Raw genomic sequence first — 21,572 nt, 5'->3', positions numbered from 1 at the left:
GAGCTAGATGCGTGTGGTCAGGTCGATCAGCCACTCCGGCGAGTTTTCCAACATCCAGATCTCAATGGTCTTGTCGAAGCCTGAGACAACGAGCGCACCCGTAACGATCAGCAGCCCGCCCATCAGGCTTTTTCCCGCCTGACCCAGCGTCAGCAGACGATGACGCGACCGCGCAAGCGTCTCGCGAGACAGCATGCCGATCAGGAGCAGCGGCAGCGCCGCGCCGAAGCCGAAGGCGATCATGGTCGTGATCACCTGCAGCAGGTTTTCGCCACGGGACGCCATCAGCGAGGCAGCCCCCAGAGTAGGACCGACACAGGGGCTCCAGACGGCGCCAAGAAGCAGACCGACCAGAAACTGCCCCTTGAGACCCTTGTCGTCGACCTGACCGAACCGTGCCTGCGACCACGCCGCAACCGGTCCGGCGGCGGCAGCCACCCGGTGCTGAGCGATCGGCACGATGAGAACCGCGCCGAACAGGATCATGATGATGCCGGCCACCATCCGGAAGACGGTGAAGTCGAGACCGACCGAGAAGCCGACCAGCGCGACGAAGAGGCCGATCGTCACGAAGGAAAGCGTCAGCCCCGCCGCAAGCGCGACGGGTCCGTAGCGATGACGGTTGATCGCTGTTCCCAGAACAATCGGGATCAGCGGCAGTGTGCAGGGATTGAGAAGGGACAGCACGCCCGCGAGAAAGGCAAGCAGAGCGCTGCCCAGCATGGCATCATTGTCCCAGGGTCGAGGCGAAGAGCTGTTCGACCGAGGCCGGGTTCGTGTCCGCGACACTGCGGCCCGTCTCGTCTGCACCCTTGAACGCGATCAGCGTCGAGCGGTTCTGTGCCCCAAGACTGCGCATCTCGTCCTTTTGCTTGTCGTAGTCGAGCTTCAGGACGAGGACGTCCTTGAATTCCGGCTTGGCCGCCAGCGTGTCGATGATCTTGGTCTGGGCCCTGCAGGTGCTGCACCAGCTGGCTGTGACGTCGACGACCACCGATTTACCTTCCGCTTTCGCAGCTTCGAAAGCCGAAGCTTGGAAGGGCGCAATCTCGATCGCATTGGCAATACCGGCCGTGGCGAGCATCACGGCACCGGCAAGCGCCGCACTCCATGTCTTTCGAAGGCTTCTCATCGGTTACACCCCTTGTTTGTCGATTGTCGAAAAAGCTGTCAGGCCCGCGTCGTCGCAACGCGCTTGGCCCGTTTCCGCTCCATGATCTTCGGCCGTAGCAGCCGGTAACCGAGCAACAGGATCGTGACTGTGATATAGAAGGCCGCCTCCGGATCGATCACCTTCAGCGACAGCGCGTAGTGCAGGATTGCCACGAGCAGGATCGGATAGGTCAGCTTGTGCAGTCTGTTCCACCGCGAACCGAGCCTTCGGATCGACCACTGGTTGGAGGTCAGCGCCAGCGGAATCAGCATCAAGAGCCCCGCCATGCCGAGCATGATGTAGGGACGCTTCAGGATGTCGCCGACGATCGAGGACAGGATCAGACCCCGGTCCAGCGTCAGGTAGACGGCAAAATGCGCCAGCACGTAGTAGAATGCCAACAGACCGAGCGCCCGCCGATAGGCGATGAGATTGATCCCGAACAGATCACGCAATGGCGTGACCGCAAGCCCGAGGCACAGGAAACGGAAGGCCCAGAGCCCCAGCAGATGCTCGAAGGCACGCACGGGATCAGCGCCCAGGCCACCATAGATCCCGAGATAGAAGGCGTAGAGCCCCGGCACCAGCCCGATGGCATAAAGCGCCCAGATCGACGCCGGCTTGTAGCGGGCGGGCAGGGCAGGGAGTGCAAGCGCAGCCATCAGTAGAACTTCGTTAGGTCCATGCCGTCATAGAGACTTGCGACCTCGTCGGCATAACCGTTGAACGGCAGCGTATCGATCCGCGCGCCACCGAAGAGCCCGTCCGCTTCGCCGATCCGCCGCTCGGTCGCCTGGCTCCAGCGGGGGTGATCGACAGCAGGATTGACGTTGGCGTAGAAGCCATACTCGGACGGCTGAAGCTTATTCCAGGTCGACACCGGCTCCTCTTCCGTCAGCGTGATCTTGACGATCGACTTGATGCCCTTGAAGCCGTATTTCCACGGCACGACGAGGCGGATCGGGGCTCCGTTCTGGTTGGGCAGCGTCTCGCCGTAAAGGCCGGTCGCAAGGATCGCCAGCGGATGGCGTGCCTCATCGAGGCGCAGGCCCTCGCGATAGGGCCATTCCAGCGCCTGAAAGATGCCGGCCTGGCCCTGCATCTCCTCAGGCCTCACAAGCGTTTCGAACGCCACATATTTCGCCGAACCCAGAGGCTCGACCCGGTCGAGCAGAGCCGAGATCGGGAAGCCGATCCACGGGATTACCATCGACCAGGCTTCCACGCAGCGCATCCGGTAGACGCGCTCTTCCATCTCAATCTCGCTCATGATCGTTTCGATGTCGATCACCTGCGGCTTGGCGACCAGTCCGCCCACTTCGATCGTCCAGGGCCGCGTGGTCAGAGACCCTGCATTGCGGGACGGATCTTCCTTGCCCGTGCCGAACTCATAGAAGTTGTTGTAGGTCGTCACGTCCTCTTTCGAGGTCAGCTTCTCATCGAGCTTGTAGATGCTGGGTTTTGCAGCCAGTGGCGCCGCCAAAGCCGGAGCGCCGAGCCCGGCCGCGGCGATGCCGCCGGCCGCTACACCCATGAAATGCCGTCGCTTGAGATAGAGCGACTTTGGCGTGATCTCGGAACTTGCAATCTTCGGCGGATGGTAGACCGGCATGGCAGACCTCTTGAGGCTTTCTCTGTCACTCTAAAATAGAAGACGGGAGCATAGAGACCAGAGTTTCATCGTCTGGAAAAGAAGTCCGACAGGAACAATTTCGTGTAGGTCCGCGCCGGCCGGCGCGTGTAAGGATCGGCGTTGTTCGCCGACACGCCTCAGCTGCACCAGTTCTGCTTGTGCCCTTCCCACCGATGAGCGATGCCGCGTGCGATCATATCATCGCCGACAGAGCGTCCGTCGTGAAGGACCACCCTAAGCTTGCGGCCATACCGATCGGTGTCGCGACGCTCACGGCGCTCCATCACGAGATCGCCGCCATTCAGGGCATCAAGCAGCGCAACCTGCGCCTCGAGCCCGAGCGCGCGTTCCCGCTCGCAGGCAGGGCGCCCGATCTCCGGCGTATTGATATCAGAGATCCGGTATTTCACCGCCCGATACCAGAAGGTATCGCCGTCGACGACGCAGTTGATCCGCTGCGCCCCGACACAGGTAACGAAGCGGCCTTCGATTGGCTCGGTACGGGGCGCGACCGCGCCGGTGATGGCGTAGTCGATCAGCTTGTTCGATGCCGGGACAACCAGATAGGAATAGGGAAGCTTTTCGAAATGAATGACGGCCAGCACCGCAAGGCAGGCCATCATCAGGATGCGGCGCATCCGGTAGAGTGCTTTGAACGGGTTCCAGCGCGGCGCAGGCTCGGGATTGAGCTTCTGGCGGGCATCTTTCAGCAGAATCACGCGGGCAGGTTTCCGGGTCATCATGACTCCCCTTTCCGCGGTAAACTCTAGTAAACACATCTTGCCGCAGGCTTAAGCCGATCACTAAAATGCGAACAAAGACGCACCCTCCGTGAGGTCAAGGCGTACCGATTTGCCCTTGGATGCTAGTGACAGGGCAGGGGACATGGCTTAGACCAGTTCCAAAATGGCCGCCTTGCCTTGGCGCCGAGGGTGCAGGCATGGCGGCGAACAAGCCATCGAGGTGACACCCATGCCCGTCTATCGTTCGAGAACCACCACCCACGGCCGCAATATGGCCGGTGCCCGCGGCCTCTGGCGCGCGACCGGCATGAAGGACGGCGATTTCGGTAAGCCGATCATCGCGGTCGTCAACTCCTTTACCCAGTTCGTGCCAGGCCACGTCCACCTGAAGGACCTCGGCCAGCTCGTTGCCCGTGAAATCGAAGCCGCCGGCGGCGTGGCCAAGGAATTCAACACGATCGCCGTCGATGACGGCATCGCCATGGGCCATGACGGCATGCTCTATTCGCTGCCGTCGCGCGAAATCATCTCCGACTCGGTCGAATACATGGTCAACGCCCACTGCGCCGACGCCATGGTCTGCATCTCCAACTGCGACAAGATCACGCCCGGCATGCTGTCGGCCGCCATGCGCCTCAACATCCCCGCCGTCTTCGTGTCCGGCGGTCCGATGGAGGCCGGCAAGGCGATCCTGCAGGGCCGCAAGGTGGCACTCGATCTGGTCGATGCCATGGTTGCCGCTGCCGACGACAGCATCTCCGATGCTGAAGTAGATGAGATCGAAAAGGCCGCCTGTCCGACCTGCGGCTCCTGCTCCGGAATGTTCACCGCAAATTCGATGAACTGCCTCACCGAAGCGCTTGGCCTGTCGCTGCCCGGCAATGGCTCGACGCTCGCCACCCATGCCGACCGCAAGCGCCTCTTCGTCGAGGCCGGCCACCTGATCGTCGACATCACCCGCCGCTACTATGAACAGAACGACGAAAGCGTGCTGCCGCGCAACGTTGCCTCCAAGCAGGCTTTTGAAAACGCCATGGCTCTCGACATCGCCATGGGCGGCTCGACCAACACGGTTCTGCACATCCTGGCCGCTGCCCATGAAGGCGGTATCGACTTCACCATGGACGATATCGACCGCCTGTCGCGCAAGGTGCCCTGCCTGTCCAAGGTGGCGCCTGCCAAGCAGGACGTGCACATGGAAGACGTCCACCGCGCTGGCGGCATCATGCGCATCCTCGGCGAACTCGATCGCGGCGGCCTGATCAACCGCGATTGCCCGACCGTGCATGCCGAAACCCTCGGCCATGCCATCGACCGCTGGGACATCACCCGCACCAATTCGGAAACGGTTCGCGAATTCTTCAAGGCCGCCCCCGGTGGCGTTCGCACCACCCAGGCCTTCTCGCAGGCCTCGCGCTGGGATGATCTCGACACCGACGGCGAAAAGGGGGTCATCCGCTCGGTCGATCACCCGTTCTCCAAGGACGGCGGTCTCGCCGTTCTGAAGGGCAACATCGCGCTCGACGGCTGCATCGTGAAGACGGCCGGCGTCGATGAATCGATCCTGAAGTTCAAGGGCCCGGCCCGCGTCTTCGAAAGCCAGGATGACGCCGTCAAGGCCATCCTGTCGAACAAGGTCGTCGCCGGCGACGTCGTCGTCATCCGCTACGAAGGCCCGAAGGGCGGCCCCGGCATGCAGGAAATGCTCTATCCGACGAGCTATCTGAAGTCGAAAGGCCTCGGCAAGGCCTGCGCGCTGGTCACCGACGGTCGCTTCTCCGGCGGCACCTCCGGTCTTTCGATCGGTCATGCCTCGCCGGAAGCCGCCCAGGGCGGCGCGATCGGCCTGGTGCGCGAAGGCGACCTGATCGACATCGACATCCCGAACCGCACGATCAACCTCGTCGTCGACCCCGCCGAGCTGGACCGCCGCCGCGCCGAACAGGATGCCAAGGGCTGGTTCCCCGAAGAAAAGCGCAAGCGCAACGTCACGACAGCACTCAAGGCCTACGCCGCCTTCGCCTCGTCCGCCGACAAGGGCGCGGTGCGCCAGCTGCCGGAATAAACGTCAACGGTCCTGCCACCTGCAAAATCAAAGACCCGCCGGAGCGATCCGGCGGGTCTTTGTCATTCCCGTTTATCTGTGAACTCTAATCCCGCCAGGACGAATCTTCCTTATCCAGGCACGATTTCAGATAGGCGAAATGCTTTTCCGCCATGCCGCGATAGGGGAGCCAGCCGTCTGACGTGCCTTGCGCGATATCGTCCGAAAGCACGGCCAACGGCTGGCCGGTCGAGAGCGCCAGTACCATGGTCTGCGCCGCCTTTTCGAAGAAATAGAGGTCCTCGAAAGCATCCGCCACCGTCTCGCCCGCAACCGACACGCCGTGATTGCCCATGACCAGCACCGCCTTGCCGCGTATCATCTCGACAAGCCGCTCGCCTTCTTCCGCCGCATCGGCGATCCCGCCGAAGTCGAGGTCGTAGCCGATCCGACCGAAAAAACGTGCCGTGTTGTTGTCGAGCGGCAGAAGCGTCGGGTCCTTGAGGCAGGAAAGCGCCACCGCATAGGGCGAATGGCAATGCAGGATCACGCGTGCCTCCGGCAGCATCCGGTGCAGCGTGCCATGTACGGTCCAGGCTGAAGGGTCGGGGGCATTCGGTCGGTTCATCACATCGGGATCGTCGGCATCGAGCAGCAGCAGATCGCTCGCCTTGATCGTCGCAAAATGCTGCCAGCGCGCATTGAGAAGGAACTTGCGCCCATTCGCCGAGACCGCCGCGCTGAAATGATTGCCGACCGACTCGCTCCAGCCAAAGCGATGGCAGAGCCGGAAGGCAGCGGCGAGATCCTGACGCAGCGTGGTCAGCGCCGCATCGTCGAGCATATCGTTTCCGGAAGCTGCGATATTCATGTCTTGAACCGTCCTTCCGTCGTCAGCGCGCGGTAGGTCGAACGCATCTCCTCGCGGTCGGCATAACAGCCGCGCAGATAGCGATCGCCGCTGGTCGCCGAATAGGCCATCCGTCCATGCACGATGCGGTGGTTGTCGAACACCATGCAGTCACCCGCCTTCATCAGGAAGCGCATCATGAACTTGTCGTCCTGCAGCATTTTGCCAAAACGGCAGAAGGCCGGATAGTAATCGTCGAGCACCGTCTGCGGCAGGTCGAACAGATCAGCCATATGCTGGCTGATCGTCAGCCCGGAGACCTCGCCATGTTTGTCGAGCTCGATCACCCGCTGCCGCGAGCGCATGTCATAAGTGTCATGCTCGCAGAAGAACGGAATGTCGATTTCTGACAGCAGCTTGAAGCCATCAGGATCGATCTCGCGGAAAGCATTGGCGACTGCGACGCCGTCGGAATAGATGCTCATGCCGCCCTCGACGGTATTGGCCCGGCAATGCAGGAACTGGATGCCCGGCGCATGTTCCTCTGCCGGGGTATCGGTATGCAGCTCCAAGGCCTTCGCCGTGTAGGCGGTGTTGGTCGGGTTGATATGCGTCTTGACGTCGAAATATTCGCCGAAGAAGGTCGGCCGTACATGGCCCATCAGCTTGACCGTCTCGGTCAGTCCTTCGTTACTATCGGGCATGTCGGTCACGATCGTCAGGCCCTCTACGATCATCGCCTCGATCCACTCCGCAACCTTGGCCGGATCGCGCATCAGCTCCGCCTGCAAGAAACGCGGAATGTCAGGATAGTGGTCGCTGAACCACGCCTTGCGCGGCAGGTCGGCCGGATCCGGCCGCTGTTTGCCTTCGCTGTAGAGCTCAAGCAGCGCGAGCTGAAAACGTGACACGTGGTTCTCGCCCGCCCAGCGGATGACGAGTGTATCGCCCTCCAACTCGGCGCTCTCCGCGCGCGGGGCAGCTGAGAGATGAAAAATGTCGAAGCTCCTCTCGCGAGTCTTGCTGTCGAACGAAGTGGGGCAATTGTCGCGCAGCCAGTAATAATTGAAGTAAGCCTGTTTGCCGTCAGCGAGCGGCAGGTGCAGGCCTTTTTCGGCGAGTGTGACGGCCCCGGTCGCAACATGCATGTTCATCGCGGTTTTCCTTAAGTCTGGCTGGCGAGAGAGCAGATCTGATCTGGCGATCATCATCCGACTTCCCAGGGGAAAACAGAGCGATTATGCTTATGCTGAGTTAAGCTGGAGGTTAAGTTGAGCCGTCTGCCGCCCCTGCGTCTGCTGACCACTTTCGAAGCCGTCGCGCGGCTCGGCTCGATGCGCGAGGCAACCGCCGCCTTGAATGTCACCCAGCCCGCCGTCACCCAGGCGCTGAAGGCGCTGGAAGACCATGTCGGCGCCGTCCTGATCGACCGCTCGACCCGGCCGGCCAGGCTCACCGAACCCGGTCAGCAACTCGCCCGCGCTACCCGCGATGGCCTCGACCTGATCGCCGAGACGATCGAGGAGATCCGCACCAGCAGCGGCCTCGAAGACCAGCGCTTGACCGTTGCCTGCACCATGGGTTTCGCCACCCATTGGTTGATGCCGCGCCTCAGCGATTTCTACGCCCGCCATCCCGGTCTCTTCGTCAATGTGCAGGTGCCGCCCACCGACCTGCCGCAGATCTGGCCGGGCACCGATCTCGTCCTGCGCTACGGCCGTGGCACCTGGACAGATGGCACGACCCAGCGCCTTTTTTCCGAAACCGTTTGCCCTGTCGGCCATCCGGCTCTGGTCAACGACCTCTTGGCCAGGGGCGCCGGGCTGGACGCCGCGCCGCTCATTCATGTGCGTACAGTGGAGGCGCGACACTGGGAAGGTTGGAGCGATTATCTCGCAAGACGCGGCCTGCCTAAGCAGCGCGGCCAGTCCCATGTCTTCGACAACTACGTGCAGGCGGTTCAGGCTGCACTCGACAGCCGTGGCTTGATGCTCGGCTGGCGCTCGATCACCGAAAAACTCGTTGCCGATGGCAGCCTCAAGTCCTGGCCCGATGGCGCCCTCGATCTCGGCACCGCCTATTTCGCAACGGTCGCGCCGGCAGCGGCAAAGCGGCCTCCCGTGAACGCTTTCGTGGCGTGGCTTGGGGCGGAGGCGGAGAGTTCAACCCGCTGACGCCACCTCAAGGCCGGGAGATTTGGGGCATGTCGATCTCCACCGCCGATGACAGGCTTTCGAGGCTGTCATATAGCAATTGCAGGAGATAGGCCGGGTTGTGGACATAGCCCGCCGGGTCCTTCATCGCGACCTGGTAGTTGTAGGCGGCCTTGAGCAGGCGAGGGGTCCAGGCCTTGTAGGCATTGTCGCGCACTGCCTCGTCGTCGCCGATGATCCCGTCTCCGTTCGTATCCCCGAAGAAATAGGGATGACGTCCCTTGTGATAGCCAATCGGCGTGTCGAGCACGGCGTCGCCATAGGCCCGGATCGCGGCGTAGAGCCGTTCATGCAGCGTGCCGATCTCGCCATGCACGCCTTCCTTGGTATTGCCGTCACCATCGTAATCGGCATGCCGCATGCGGATGTCGCGAATGGTCTCGACGCCCCTGTGACAGGTCATGCAGCTGTCTTCAGCCACGTTGGTGGTGTGCGGATCATGACAGGCGACACAGCTGTTGGCGCTTGGCACATGTTGGAAGCGCCCTGCATAGGTCTTGCCGGGATAGTGATAGCCGCTTGCCGTATCCGCTCCATGCAGGGTCGCGGCGGCCACGGCATAATGGATGTTGATGAAGGAGAGATCGGCCGAAACCTCGTCCTCCCCGAGCGTGCCGACCGCCTTGGTGACCGAAGCGCCCGACTGCCGACCCTGATGGCAGACGGTGCAGGTCGCGGAACTACCCAGTCCGCTCACCTGCGTGCCGGATGGGAAGCGCACCGCATCCAGCGCATGCGCCGCCTCGGCATGACAGGAGGCACAGCCGATCGGCGAATTGATCACACCCGGCTGCTCGATGCTGCCTGCAGCGCTGCCGTCTGCGCCGAGAAAATCGAGGAAGCCCGTCTCGGAGTGGCAGGTGGCACAGTTCTTCGGAACTTCCCCTTCCTTGTTCCAGTAAGTGAAGGACGGGGAATGGTAGTTGCCATGTGGCGAAGAGAGCCAGGCTTCGACCAGTTTGCTGATCGGACTGTCGTCGCTCGCCTGCACGGACGGTGCGGCGATCAGTACGGCGGTCCATGCCGCCAGGCTGGCGAAAAGGGTGAAAATGCGGGTTGGTCGTCGCGGCGTCATGGGATCCTCCTCGGTCGTATGCGTCGTGGCGATGGGAGCATGATGCGCTGCAAAGCGACGTCGCGACATGACCGAGATCAAATCCGGACCGCGTTCTTCTGCTAGAAAGGCATTCAGGAGGACCTCATGACCGAAACCGTGACGCCTGACATCGCCACCATGTCGCAACGCTCCGCCCGCCGCTTGCCCCGTCTGCCGGCCAGCCTTCTGGCAGCCCTTTATCTCGGGCTATGCACCCTGCCACTTGCTCTCTCCCTGATGACGGATGTTTCGCCGCACGATCCGCTGGAGCGACTGGCCGCCGGCCTCGGCATGGTCGGACTGGCTGCCATGGCCGTGCAGTTTGTGACCTCCGGCCGTTTCGAAGTAGTCTCCGGCCGTCTCGGCATCGACAAGATCATGGCCTTTCACAAGCTTGCCGCCTGGTGGATCCTTCTGGCCATCGTCCTTCATCCTCTGGCCTATGTCGCTCCGACCTGGCTTGAGGATCCCAACCTCGGTACGGAGCGTCTGGTCGCATACCTGACCCAGCCGCATTATCGCTCTGGCGTGGTTGCCTGGGCAGCCCTGATCCTCCTGGTCCTGTCGTCAGTGTTGCGCAACCGTCTGCCCTGGCGTTACGAAGTCTGGCGGGGAACGCATCTCGTTCTCGGCACAGTGGCAACCGCCGGCGGGCTGCTCCATGCCATTTCCACGGGCCGATTTGCGGCGAGGGGGCCTCTGGAGATCTACTGGTTCCTGATCGCCGCCACGATTCTTGCTGTGCTTGCGATCCTCTATGGTTATCGCTGGCTCAATCTGCATCGCAAGCCGTGGCGGCTTCGGTCTGTCACGCGCCGCGCCGATCGTCTGTGGGAGCTCGACATCCAGCCCGCCGACAACACTCCGACGCTCGATTATCATGCCGGCCAGTTCGTCTGGATGACGGAAGGCCGAAGGCGCTTCCCGCTGTTTGATCATCCGTTTTCGATCGCCGACAGCCCGACTCGTCCGGGCTTGAGCCTGATCATCAAGGAGGTCGGCGATTTCACCCGTCGCATCGGCAATCTGCAACCCGGCACCCCCATCGGCATTGACGGGCCCTATGGCGAATTCGCCATGGAGGCACATCCAGGCGATGCCGTCCTCCTTATCGCCGGTGGTGTCGGGATTGCGCCCATCATCGGCATGCTGAGGGATCTGACCGCACGGCGCGACAAGCGGCCCATCCGGCTCGCCTATGCTGTGGGAACGCCAAGCAATTTCGCCTGTCTGGACGAAATAGCCGCTGCCGGTGCTGCGCTCGACTTGGAAGTCGTGTTGATCAGTGAGGATTCGCCGCCCGGCTACGAGGGTGCGGTCGGTCGGCTCGATCATGCCCGGCTGAAGGATCTCCTTGTCGGGATCGAGCCGCGCAGCTGTGTCGCAATGATGTGTGGCCCCGGCGGCATGGTTACGGCTGTGTCCGACACCTTGCTTGATCTCGGCCTTCCGATGAAGAACGTGGTCTACGAGCGGTTCGACTACGCCGGAGGAGCGACCTCGCGCCAAGATCGTCGTCGGAGCCTCGTCTTTGGCAGCGTCGCGGCACTGCTGGCTGCTGTCCTGTGGCTGTATTATTTCGCCACTTAGGCAATATGCTAATTGACTTTCTGGATGGGCGGCACGCCCTCGATGAGGCTCAGCACTTCGCCCACGCCATTGCGCAGCTCTGCCATGCGGCTGGCATAGGCGGCGGCCAGACAGTCGAGGTTCGCCTCACATGCTCGGCGCTTTTCCAGCCATTCGATTTGAGAGGCTTCCAACGCGCCACGGCTGCCCATCGGCAAGACTTCGCGCAACAGTTCGAACGTCGTCACCATGCGCACATCCATGTCGTTGAGGTCGATGTTCTGGCAGATCGCCGCCTCGTCGGGCGCAAGGCCAGGCGTACGGCAATCGAAACTGGCGGCCTGGAGCGGTTGGGGAAGGGCGATCAACAGGGCGCTGGTCAGCGTGAAGGCGGCAAGGGTGGATATAACTGGGCGGGTTCGGGACATGGTCGGTCTCCTTTCCTGATAACAGGGCAACGGTTGCCGCGTGGAGAACGTTCCGCGCGACGTCTCTTGCAAATCCGTCACGATCCGGTGAGATCTTGGCTGCTCAGGCTTCCCTCACGCGCGATGCTCACTACCTTGGGACACATGCAGAGAAGAACATTCCTTTCCATCCTCGGCGCCTCCGGTGCTGTCTCCGTCATCTCCGGCCGACACGCCTTGGCACAAACCGCCGCGCCGGAGGCCGGGCCCACGGTTGAGCCGTCGCCTGCGACAACGCCGGCAACAGCAGCCCCGGCCACAGCAGCCCCCTTGGATCTCGATGCTTTGCGACCACGAATCGCTAATCTGCTGGAGGAGGCGCGCCGCCTGGAGACGCTGGAAACGGTGATCGTCACGCGCAATGGGGAGACGCTCGCCGAGCGCGCCTATGGCAACAACTCGCTGACAGGTTCGACCAACATCAAGTCGGCGTCGAAATGCGTCGTCTCCGCGCTGGTCGGTATCGCCATCGACAAGGGGCTTCTGGAAGGCGTTGACCAGCGCATCGAAACTGTCTTGCGCTCGGAGTTTCCCGCCGATCCCGATCCCCGCCTGTCACAGATCACGATCGGCCACCTGCTCTCGATGCGCGCTGGCCTTGATCGCATGTCCGGCCCCAATTATGGCCGCTGGGTCGCGAGCCGGAACTGGACCCGTTTCGCGCTCGCCGCCGATTTCGTCGGGGAGCCCGGCGGCGGCATGCTCTATTCGACCGCGTCCACCCACCTCCTCTCCGTCATCCTCACCAAGGTCTCCGGCAAGCCGACGCTGGCGCTCGCCCGTGAATGGCTGGAGCCGCTTGAAGGTTTCCGCATCGGCTCCTGGCACCGCGACCCGCAGGGCTACTATCTCGGCGGCAATCAGATGGCGATGACGCCGCGGTCGCTCCACGCCTTCGGCGAACTGTATCGACGCGGTGGCGTCACCGAGGACGGTACACGGCTGATCTCGGAAGAATGGATCCGCGAAAGCTGGATCCGCCGCACCAACTCCGTTTTCAACGGCGATGGCTATGGCTACGCCTGGTTCCTCAAGGAAATGGCCGGCGAGCAGGTGAACTATGCCTGGGGCTATGGCGGCCAGATGCTCTACATCACACCGAGCCTTGGTGTAACCGTCACCATGACATCGAATGAGAGCGCCCCATCGGCACGCACCGGCTACCGGGACGAGCTTCACGGCCTCATGACACGCATCATCGAAACCGTCAGCACTTGAGGCCGACGCGCGTTATCCCCATCTGCGATACACCTTCCTTGGTTCTGCCTATTTGACGGCGCACGAACCGGGTCTAGAACGTCCATATCGCATGAAGGATCTTCGAATGCCGCGCTTCGACTGCCTCAAACCTGTTGCCGTCATCATCGCCCTGATCGCGCCTGTCGCATCGCCGGCGCTTGCCCAGGACAAGGCGGTGCCGCAAAGCCAGATCGAGATGCAGCTCTCCTTCGCGCCTCTGGTCAAGCAGGCGCGGGGCGCCGTCGTGAACGTCTATGCCGAGCGCCTCGTTCAGACCCGCTCCAGCCTGTTTGCCGGCGACCCCTTCTTCGAACAGTTCTTCGGCCAGCGCATGCCGAACCGCACGGAGAAGCAGTCTTCGCTCGGCTCCGGCGTCATCGTCGAGGCGGATGGCGTCGTCGTCACCAACAACCACGTCATTGATGGCGCCGACGATATCAAGGTGGCGCTCGCTGACGGCCGCGAGTTTCCGGTCAAGGTTGTGCTGAAGGACGACCGGCTCGATCTCGCGGTTTTGAAATTCGAGACCAACGAGGCCATGCCGACGCTGCCGATCGGCAATTCCGATGCGACCGAGGTCGGCGATCTCGTGCTGGCCATCGGCAACCCCTTTGGTGTCGGCCAGACGGTGACTTCGGGCATCGTTTCGGCACTTGCCAGAAACCAGGTGACGGAAGGCGATTTCGGCTTCTTCATCCAGACCGATGCCGCGATCAATCCTGGTAACTCCGGTGGCGCGCTGGTCAACATGAATGGCGAACTGATCGGCATCAACACGGCGATCTTCTCGCGCGGCGGCGGCTCCAACGGCGTCGGCTTCGCCATTCCCGCTAATCTCGTTCGCGTCTTCCTCGATGCAGCCGACCGCGGCGATGCCTCCTTCGAGCGCCCCTATATCGGCGCAAGTTTCGAGCCTGTCACCTCCGACGTTGCCGAAGCACTCGGGCTGAAGACCGTGCGCGGCGCGCTCGTGGTGAGCGTGGTCGAAGGCGGCCCGGCGGAAAAGGCGGGCTTGAAACCCGGCCAGGTCATCACCGCCGTCAATGGCATCCCCGTCGAGCATCCCGATGCCCTGGGGTACCGCCTGTCCACAGCCGGTCTTGGCAAACGGGCCGAACTGACGATCCAGCAGGACGGCGCGCAGGAAACTATGGCGCTTCAACTTGCCTCCGCGCCTGAAACCCGCCCGCGTGATATCCAGCTGATCGAAGGCCGCAGCCCCTTTGCCGGCATCCGTGCCGGCAATCTGTCGCCGCGTCTTGCCTCTGAGCTGAAGATGCCCTCCGACGTAACCGGCGTTGTCGTCACCGAAGTCTTGCGCGGTTCTCCATCCGCCCGGCTCGGCTTTGCACCGCGCGATATTGTCGTCTCGGTCAATGGCGAGGCGATCAATTCGGTTGATGACCTGCAAACCATGGCCGAAAGCGATCCCGGTTTCTGGCGCGTCGAGATCGAGCGTGGCGGTCAGCGCATCCGGCAGATCTTCCGATGAGTGATCTCTTTGCGCCGCAGATGTCGAAGGAAATGGCCGAGCGCCGTCCGCTCGCCGATCGTCTGCGGCCGAAAAGCCTGAGTGAAGTCACGGGCCAGGAGCACCTGACCGGCGAGGATGGCGTGCTCGCCCGCATGATCGCCTCCGGCTCGCTCGGTTCGATGATCTTCTGGGGGCCGCCGGGTACCGGCAAGACCACCGTCGCCCGGCTCCTGTCCGGCGAGGCGGGCCTTGCCTTCGAGCAGATCTCGGCGATCTTTTCCGGCGTCGCCGACCTCAAGAAAGTTTTCGAAAGTGCCCGCCTGCGGCGCATGGAAGGCCGCCAGACGCTGCTCTTCGTCGACGAGATCCACCGTTTCAATCGCGCCCAGCAGGACAGTTTCCTGCCCGTCATGGAGGATGGCACCGTCATTCTGGTCGGTGCCACGACGGAAAATCCGAGCTTCGAACTGAACGCCGCTCTTTTGTCCCGTGCCCGGGTCCTCACCTTCAAGAGCCATGATGCCGAAAGCATCGAGACGCTTTTGATACGCGCCGAGGAAGCCGAAGCCAAGCCGCTGCCACTGGATGCCGATGCCCGTCAGGCCCTCATCCGCATGGCCGATGGTGACGGCCGGGCGTCGCTCACCTTGGCCGAGGAAGTCTGGCGCGCCGCCCGTCCGGATGAGGTCTTCGACACCGAGGGCCTCGGCCGCATCGTCCAGCGCCGCGCGCCCGTCTACGACAAGGGTCAGGACGGCCATTACAATCTGATCTCGGCCCTCCACAAGGCCGTCCGCGGCTCGGATCCGGATGCGGCGCTCTACTATCTCTGCCGCATGTTCGATGCAGGCGAAGATCCGCTTTATCTCGGCCGTCGCCTGGTCCGCATGGCCGTCGAGGACATCGGGCTTGCCGATCCGCAGGCGCTTGTCGTCTGCAATGCCGCCAAGGACGCCTATGACTATCTGGGCTCCCCGGAAGGTGAGCTGGCGTTGGCGCAGGCTTGCGTCTATCTCGCGACGGCCCCGAAGTCGAACGGCGTCTATGTCGCCTACAAGGCCGCCATGCGCGCCGCCAAGGAGCACGGCTCGCTTCTGCCGCCCAAGCATATCCTGAACGCCCCGACCAAGCTGATGAAGGCGGAAGGCTATAACGAAGGCTATCTCTACGACCATGATCAGCCGGACGCCTTTTCCGGCCAGGACTATTTCCCGGAGAAGATGGGCCGCAAGACCTTTTACGATCCGCCGGAGCGTGGCTTCGAGCGGGAGATCAAGAAGCGCCTCGACTGGTGGGCGAAGCTTCGCCGCGAGCGAGGCGGCTGAAACAGACTTGCTTATCGTCATTTCAGCTTAAGCCGAATTTAAGCGCTGTGCTCTAGGCTCCTGGTCGAACAGGGGATCGTGCATGGCGAAAGAGATGGATGGATGGCACATGCAGGGCGCGACCGTCGCGCCGCGTTTTGGCCTGCCGGCCATGGTCAAGCTGTTCTCTATTGTGCTCATCACGCTTTCAGCTCTGTCGCTGCTCTTCATCGGCTATATCGCCTCACGCAAGGCCGACGATATCGCTGCCAAAAAGCAGATCATACTGCTGGAGAATGTGCTGCGCGATCGCCAGAGCCTGCTGGCGCGCGACCAGCTGGGTCTGGCGCGCTGGGATCGCTCGGTCAAATACATCACCCTCAAATTCCACGCCTCCTACGTCATCGAGGAATTCGTCTCTTCGCTCTGGTACGATTTTGGCCATGAGCGCAGTTTCCTGATCGGCCCTGATGGCCGTGTCTTGATGTCGGCCTGGCAGGACGAGGTGGATCTGACCGCCCGCGATCTCAAGCCCGGCGATGACCTGAGGGCAATCGCCGAACTCGCGCTGACCCGCCACCATGCGCATCGCACCACGATCGACGGCGGTTTCGGCCAGCGGCCGGTGCCGGCATCGCAGGTCCATGCCATCGCGGCTTTCGGCTTTGCCGAAGTCGAGGGAGAGGTCATGCTGGCGACCGCCATGGCGATCGTGCCCGATGACGGCGAGGTGGCGCTGCCGGAAGGCGATCCGGTCATCCTGGTTTCCGCCCGTCCGATCGATGCCGATCTGGTGGCGGACCTCAATTCGCAACTCGAATATGAATACCTGCAGTTCAACCGCAATGGCGACGGCTTGCTGACGGTGAAAAGCGCCGATGGTCAGGCACTCGGCAGTTTCGACTTCACGCTGTTCAAGCCGGGTGCCGATATCTGGACCATCGTCGTTCCCGCCGTCGTCTTGCTCTGCGGCCTCATGTTCGCCGCAAGCTTCGTGCTCGGCCGCTATATCGGCCGGCTGTCGGAGCGTCTGGAGGAGAGCGAGTGGCGCAATCGCGAGCTCGCCCATCGGGATGCGCTCTCGGGCCTTGCCAACCGCCTCTGCTTCGACAAGGCGCTGAACGAGGCCGCGGATCGGCTGGCCCATGCGCCGTTTGCGGTGATCGCCTGTGATCTCGACCGCTTCAAGGCCGTCAACGATCTCCATGGCCACGGCGCCGGCGACGAGGTCATCCGCGTGGTGGCCGAGCGGCTCCGCGAGGCCGTTGGTGAAAACGGTCTGGTCGGCCGGGTCGGCGGCGACGAATTCGTCATCCTCGTCCATGCCTTCCGCGACAGGGCGCGCTTGTCGATGCTCGCCCAGTCGACCATCGCCTCGGTCTCCCAGCCCATGACGCTGTCGAACGGAGCCGACGTCGATGTCGGCATCAGCCTTGGCATTGCCACGGCGCCGGAAGACGGCGCTTCGGCCCGTGCCATCATGTCGAACGCCGACCGGGCGCTCTATGCATCCAAGCAAGGTGGCCGCGGCCGCGCCTTCTTTGCCGAGGACCTGCCCCCCGGGGAGGCGGTGCATGCGGCCTGACCTGCGTCGACGCCGCCTGTTGCTGTTGCTCACGGCCTCAACACTGTATTCCGCACCGCTTGCACGCCGGGCGCTCGCCGAGGCCGCGCGGCCCTCACTCGGTGGCACACAGGCGCCAGCATCCGATGCCGGCAAGGGGCTGAAGGTCGTGGTTGTCGGCGCGGGCATGGCCGGCCTTTCTGCCGCCGCAACGCTGGTTGCAGCCGGTGCCGAAGTCGTTGTTCTCGAGGCCCGTGACCGGATCGGTGGCCGAATCTTCACCGACCGCAGCCTCGGTGTGCCGGTCGAGCAGGGTGCCAATTTCATCCACGGTTTCAACGGCAATCCCGTCGCGGCGCTCGCCTCCAAGGCAGGTGGCATGCCCTTCTTTGTCGACGAGGAGCAGTCCTCCGTCCTGCTTTCGGGCGGCGAGGAGCCCGAGGATTTCGAGATCGATGATCTCTGGGAGGAGATCGAGCGCATCGAGGAAAAGGCGGCCGAGGAAGCCGATGGTGATGCCGCACTCTCGCTCCTCGACATCATCGAACTGCTCGACCCTGCACTCTTGCAGGAGCCGATCGGCAAATGGGGCCTCACCGACATGTGGGAGAACGAGCTCGGTGCGCCGCTCTCGGCGATTTCGGCGCTGCATTTCAATGCCGGCGAGGTCTATCCGGGTCCGGACGCCGTGTTGCTCCAGGGCTATGATCTCCTGCCGCGCCATCTTGCCGACGGTCTCGACATCAGGCTGGGCGAGGCGGTCCGCCACATCCGCCATGCGGGAGATGCCGTGACCGTGGAGACCGCAACGGCACGGTTCGAGGCCGACCACTGTGTGGTTGCCGTGCCTCTCGGCGTATTGAAGGCTGGCACCATCACCTTCGATCCGCCGCTGCCGCCGGAACATCAGGCCGCGATTGCCGCCATCGGCTTCGGCAATCTCGCCAAGGTTTCCGTGCTGTTCGACAGGGTCTTCTGGCCGACGGACCTGCATTATCTCGGCTATGCCGGCAAGGAGCGTGGCCGCTTTGCCGACATGCTCAGCCTGGTGCCGATCCACGACGCTCCGGTGCTCACGCTGATGGCGAGCGGCGATTACGCCGACAAGGTGGATGCCATGGACGAGGCGGCCCTGCGCGCCGATGTGACGGCGGTGCTGCGCGAGATGTTCGGGCAGGCGGTGCCGGCACCTGAAGCCATCACCCGCCACGCCTGGTCGACCGACCCTCTGGCGCTGGGGACCTATTCCTATCCTGCCGTCGGGGCGAGGCCTGGGGATCACGATGTCCTGGCGGGACCGGCTTCAGGCCGGCTGCTGCTTGCCGGCGAGCATACCAGCCGCGACCATTTCGGCACGGTGCATGGCGCGCTGGAAAGCGGCCAACGCGCCGCCTTGGCCGTCCTCGAGCGCGGCAGGGGCTGACGGTCAAGGTTTGGCGGAAGGGGATGGAGGCCTTAGGAGGCCTTCTGCTTCGGCTGCACGGCAGGGGCCGCGATCATCTTGACCTTGGATTCGGCCAGTCCGTGATGGCCCTCCATGTCGACGATCAAGTGCCAGTGGCCACTCTCGGGAATGACGATATTGATCGGCGATTTCTTCGCCACGCCACCGAGGAACTTGAAGTCCAGCGTTTCCTTGAACCGCTGGAAATTTGTCGGCGTCATTAGCCGCACATTGTTCACGGCCGACAGCGTCACCTCGATGATCGTTCCGGCGCGCTGTTCTTTCAGGTCGTAATGGGTGAAGCGGAAGGTCGGTTTGGACATTTCGCTTGGGTCTCCGTCCAGTCTTTTAATCTATCATAATGTACCGCAAGGCCGTTAAGGAAGCGTTGGCCGGGCGGTGCCGAAGGACGGGGCAGGGCGGACTTTTTTGGGACGCGGGGTTCATCGGAATGAAAGGTGCCATCCGAACGAAAACAGGGCCGGCGTGGCTGGCCCTGTGAGTTGCAGCCTGAAATGGGGCTGCAATCCGGAAGATGGCTTCAATCAGCGATGACCGCCGATATTGGCTTCTGCCCGCGTCTCGCCGACCTGCATGGCCTTCGCGAAGGGGACGATCTGCCAGAGGGCCGACAGGCCGACCAGAACGTAAACGATCGTGGCAAGTGCTGTATCCTGACCGCCGAACAGGGTGGCGACGAGGTCGAAATCGGCCAGCCCGACGAGCAGCCAGTTGACGCCGCCGACGATGACGAGCAGCAGGGTGACGAGGTTGAGTGCGCGCATGATGTTCTCTCCTTGGCTGTTGTAAGGGGCTAACAGTTTCAATTGCAATTGGTTCCGGTGTCCTGCTTCTCGCCCCACGGGGCCCACGGGGACTGCGGGCGGTTGAACGCCCTCATGCTGAGGTGCCCGCGTGAAGCGCGGGCCTCGAAGCATTCCTCTGCATTGATGTACGGCGGCCTCGCCCTTCGAGGCCCTGATGTGTCGGGCACCTCAGGGTGAGGGTGATCTGTCGATTTCAAAAACCCCAAGCTTCGCCGCCGGTCGGGATCAACTCCCTCCGGGTGGTTTGAAACTTGTCCTCGGGCTTGACCCGAGGGATCGGACGAGGCGCCAGAAGCAACCTGTCTAAGTAATGTATGTGGCTCCTTCCGGCGCCTCGTTCGGCGTCTATTCCCACTGCATGCGTCTCTCTGGCAAGGCGGCGACGGTCTCGTCATCCTCGGGCTTGACCCGAGGACCGAGGATGACCGGGCGTAGGGTCCGGCTTTGACAGAGTCCTCCGAAGAGTGTTCTGCCAGAGCCTGGCCGGTGGCCCGGGAGGTTCCCGCCGGATGGTGCACCATTCCGACCGGGACCCTCGCCCGGGGGATGGGGGCTCCGGTCATTGGCGACCTCGGCCGATCATCCCCGCCGTTTTATCCGCCCCGCCGTCTGGTCAAGTTCGCGACGGCGTGGGCGCCTTGTCTGTGTGCCTCTGAGGCACGTCCTTCCGATCGGGGTATCCGGCGTCGGGGCATCCGACCCCTTCACCTTCGTTACCAGCCCCACGTCCAGAGGGAGACCGTTGCAGCGGGCCGGGGATTCGTGCCTGCGAAAGCCCATCACCCCGGCGCCGGCCCCGCCTCGCCTGACATCGCATCGTCAGGTGTATCCGAGGGCGGGACTGGGACTAGGGTAAAGGGGTGGAAATGGGCGGGGATGAAAAAACTTTGTTTTGTTGATTTTGTTGGAGGATTTTCGGAAGTCGTCCCCCTTTTTTTCGGGAAGTGGGGGGCTGACGTGACCGGCTGGCCTGAAAGGCTTGTGTCTGGATCCTCGGGTCATCCTCGGGTTAAACCCGAGGACGAGGATGACGACCTTCAGGGAGGCGCAAGTATTCTCCTCCGGCGTTAGGCGATTGAAACGGTAGAGGAGGATAGCTCCCCCACACTCCGTCATTCTCGGGCTTGACCCGAGGATCCAGTCACAAGCACACTGCACGCATGGCGGGATATGTCTACATCGTCACCAACCACAAACGCGGCACCCTCTATATCGGTGTGACATCCGATCTGGAGCGGCGGATTTACGAGCATCGGGAAGGTCAGACGCCAGGCTTCGCGTCCAAGTATGGCTGCCGGCAACTGGTCTGGTACGAAGAGCACGACCGTATCGGCACGGCGATCCAGCGGGAGAAGTTGCTGAAGCGCTGGTATCGGCAATGGAAGATCGAGTTGATCGAGGGGTTCAATCCCGACTGGCGGGATCTGTATTACGAGTTGTGAGGGTGAGCTTGCCGCGGTCGTTGAACGGCTTGTGTCTGGATCCTCGGGTCAAGCCCGAGGATGACGGAGTATGGGGGAGTGGAAGGGTATTCTCCGCAGGCCTTGTGCGATGAAGACGGGTAGGGAAGGATACCCAGCAGCTAGCGTTACGAGTTGATGTTAGGGTTCCGGTGGCACTTGTGCCAGTCGCTGCCGCTGAAGGGCTTGTGTTTGGATCCTCGGGTCAAGCCCGAGGATGACGACCTTAGGGGTGTGGCTAGGTATTCTCCTCAGGCCTCGTGCGATGAAGACGGTGGAGGAGGATACCCGCAGCCTCCCCACACTCCGTCATCCTCGGGCTTGACCCGAGGATCCAGACGCAAGCCTAGACCTTCGCCGATCAGGGCCAAACCTCAGATTTCGCAAGAGAGGGGCTCGGTGAGGCGGGTGGCAACGGAACCGCGCCCCTCTCCAGGAAAATCTGAAGTTTAGGCCGCTTGCGCTGGCCTAAGCCTTCGATTTTCCGGCCTC

General features: G+C 62.6%; 20 protein-coding genes. 9 read left to right on the top strand and 11 right to left on the bottom strand.

Going from position 1 to position 21,572, the window contains the following annotated elements; genetic code table 11:
• Positions 1-3: 3 nt before the first annotated feature.
• The 5 genes from BSY240_RS04710 to BSY240_RS04690 all read right to left on the bottom strand — a co-directional run bounded on the left by BSY240_RS04710 (position 4) and on the right by BSY240_RS04690 (position 3,526).
• Positions 4-723: a cytochrome c biogenesis CcdA family protein gene (locus BSY240_RS04710; protein WP_069041571.1), complete on the bottom strand. Its 720-nt coding sequence runs from the start codon at positions 721-723 to the stop codon at positions 4-6.
• Between the two features lie 4 nt (positions 724-727).
• Positions 728-1,132, bottom strand: a complete 405-nt coding sequence (locus BSY240_RS04705; RefSeq protein ID WP_069041570.1) for a thioredoxin family protein — start codon at positions 1,130-1,132, stop codon at positions 728-730.
• A 38-nt stretch (positions 1,133-1,170) separates the two neighbouring features.
• Positions 1,171-1,818 carry a protein-methionine-sulfoxide reductase heme-binding subunit MsrQ gene (msrQ, locus tag BSY240_RS04700; RefSeq protein ID WP_171901614.1) on the bottom strand — a complete coding sequence of 216 codons (648 nt, stop codon included), beginning with the start codon at positions 1,816-1,818 and terminating at the stop codon, positions 1,171-1,173.
• On the bottom strand, positions 1,815-2,765 hold the full coding sequence (gene msrP, locus BSY240_RS04695; protein ID WP_069041568.1) for a protein-methionine-sulfoxide reductase catalytic subunit MsrP: 951 nt from the start codon (positions 2,763-2,765) through the stop codon (positions 1,815-1,817). Before msrP ends, msrQ begins: the two co-directional genes overlap by 4 nt.
• A gap of 158 nt (positions 2,766-2,923) precedes the next feature.
• A complete protein-coding gene (locus BSY240_RS04690; RefSeq protein ID WP_171901549.1) occupies positions 2,924-3,526 on the bottom strand; it encodes a thermonuclease family protein in 603 nt (200 codons plus the stop codon).
• Between the two features lie 232 nt (positions 3,527-3,758).
• Between BSY240_RS04690 and ilvD the strand changes: the two genes are divergently transcribed.
• Positions 3,759-5,594, top strand: coding sequence for a dihydroxy-acid dehydratase (gene ilvD / locus BSY240_RS04685; RefSeq protein WP_054150990.1), 1,836 nt, complete (start codon positions 3,759-3,761; stop codon positions 5,592-5,594).
• A gap of 85 nt (positions 5,595-5,679) precedes the next feature.
• Here the strand turns inward: ilvD and BSY240_RS04680 are convergent, their stop codons facing one another.
• Both BSY240_RS04680 and BSY240_RS04675 read right to left on the bottom strand, forming a co-directional pair.
• The gene (locus BSY240_RS04680) at positions 5,680-6,444 is read right to left on the bottom strand and encodes a class II aldolase/adducin family protein (RefSeq protein WP_054150991.1); all 765 of its coding nucleotides are present in this window, start codon (positions 6,442-6,444) and stop codon (positions 5,680-5,682) included.
• Entirely contained in the window at positions 6,441-7,577 is a 1,137-nt protein-coding gene (locus tag BSY240_RS04675) for a TauD/TfdA family dioxygenase (protein WP_069041567.1), read from the bottom strand. The genes BSY240_RS04680 and BSY240_RS04675 overlap by 4 nt, the downstream gene beginning before the upstream one ends.
• Before the next feature lie 117 nt (positions 7,578-7,694).
• Between BSY240_RS04675 and BSY240_RS04670 the strand changes: the two genes are divergently transcribed.
• Entirely contained in the window at positions 7,695-8,597 is a 903-nt protein-coding gene (locus BSY240_RS04670) for a LysR substrate-binding domain-containing protein (protein WP_069041566.1), read from the top strand.
• Positions 8,598-8,604: 7 nt separating this feature from the next.
• Here the strand turns inward: BSY240_RS04670 and BSY240_RS04665 are convergent, their stop codons facing one another.
• Positions 8,605-9,711: a polyheme membrane-associated cytochrome C gene (locus tag BSY240_RS04665; protein WP_236759312.1), complete on the bottom strand. Its 1,107-nt coding sequence runs from the start codon at positions 9,709-9,711 to the stop codon at positions 8,605-8,607.
• A gap of 126 nt (positions 9,712-9,837) precedes the next feature.
• On the opposite strand from BSY240_RS04665, the gene BSY240_RS04660 reads away from it, so the two are divergent.
• A complete protein-coding gene (locus tag BSY240_RS04660; protein WP_069041564.1) occupies positions 9,838-11,322 on the top strand; it encodes a ferredoxin reductase family protein in 1,485 nt (494 codons plus the stop codon).
• An 8-nt stretch (positions 11,323-11,330) separates the two neighbouring features.
• Here BSY240_RS04660 and BSY240_RS04655 read toward each other — a convergent pair whose 3' ends face one another.
• A complete protein-coding gene (locus BSY240_RS04655) occupies positions 11,331-11,729 on the bottom strand; it encodes a lysozyme inhibitor LprI family protein (RefSeq protein ID WP_236759311.1) in 399 nt (132 codons plus the stop codon).
• 144 nt (positions 11,730-11,873) lie between these two features.
• Here BSY240_RS04655 and BSY240_RS04650 point away from each other — a divergent pair, with 144 nt between their 5' ends.
• The 5 genes from BSY240_RS04650 to BSY240_RS04630 all read left to right on the top strand — a co-directional run bounded on the left by BSY240_RS04650 (position 11,874) and on the right by BSY240_RS04630 (position 18,772).
• A complete protein-coding gene (locus BSY240_RS04650; protein WP_150127401.1) occupies positions 11,874-12,986 on the top strand; it encodes a serine hydrolase domain-containing protein in 1,113 nt (370 codons plus the stop codon).
• Positions 12,987-13,092: 106 nt separating this feature from the next.
• Entirely contained in the window at positions 13,093-14,499 is a 1,407-nt protein-coding gene (locus BSY240_RS04645) for a DegQ family serine endoprotease (protein WP_069041563.1), read from the top strand.
• Positions 14,496-15,806: a replication-associated recombination protein A gene (locus BSY240_RS04640; RefSeq protein ID WP_069041562.1), complete on the top strand. Its 1,311-nt coding sequence runs from the start codon at positions 14,496-14,498 to the stop codon at positions 15,804-15,806. Before BSY240_RS04645 ends, BSY240_RS04640 begins: the two co-directional genes overlap by 4 nt.
• Positions 15,807-15,888: 82 nt before the next feature.
• A complete protein-coding gene (locus BSY240_RS04635) occupies positions 15,889-17,370 on the top strand; it encodes a diguanylate cyclase domain-containing protein (protein WP_069041561.1) in 1,482 nt (493 codons plus the stop codon).
• On the top strand, positions 17,360-18,772 hold the full coding sequence (locus tag BSY240_RS04630) for a flavin monoamine oxidase family protein (RefSeq protein WP_171901548.1): 1,413 nt from the start codon (positions 17,360-17,362) through the stop codon (positions 18,770-18,772). Before BSY240_RS04635 ends, BSY240_RS04630 begins: the two co-directional genes overlap by 11 nt.
• A gap of 32 nt (positions 18,773-18,804) precedes the next feature.
• Here BSY240_RS04630 and BSY240_RS04625 read toward each other — a convergent pair whose 3' ends face one another.
• Positions 18,805-19,116, bottom strand: a complete 312-nt coding sequence (locus BSY240_RS04625) for a DUF1883 domain-containing protein (RefSeq protein WP_054150997.1) — start codon at positions 19,114-19,116, stop codon at positions 18,805-18,807.
• Positions 19,117-19,338: 222 nt separating this feature from the next.
• Positions 19,339-19,578, bottom strand: a complete 240-nt coding sequence (locus BSY240_RS04620; protein WP_054150998.1) for a DUF378 domain-containing protein — start codon at positions 19,576-19,578, stop codon at positions 19,339-19,341.
• A 1,202-nt stretch (positions 19,579-20,780) separates the two neighbouring features.
• On the opposite strand from BSY240_RS04620, the gene BSY240_RS04615 reads away from it, so the two are divergent.
• Entirely contained in the window at positions 20,781-21,062 is a 282-nt protein-coding gene (locus BSY240_RS04615; protein WP_069041560.1) for a GIY-YIG nuclease family protein, read from the top strand.
• Positions 21,063-21,572: the final 510 nt, after the last annotated feature.

Source organism: Agrobacterium sp. RAC06 (assembly GCF_001713475.1).
Lineage (GTDB): Bacteria > Pseudomonadota > Alphaproteobacteria > Rhizobiales > Rhizobiaceae > Allorhizobium.
This window is presented reverse-complemented; position numbering and strand designations above follow the sequence as displayed.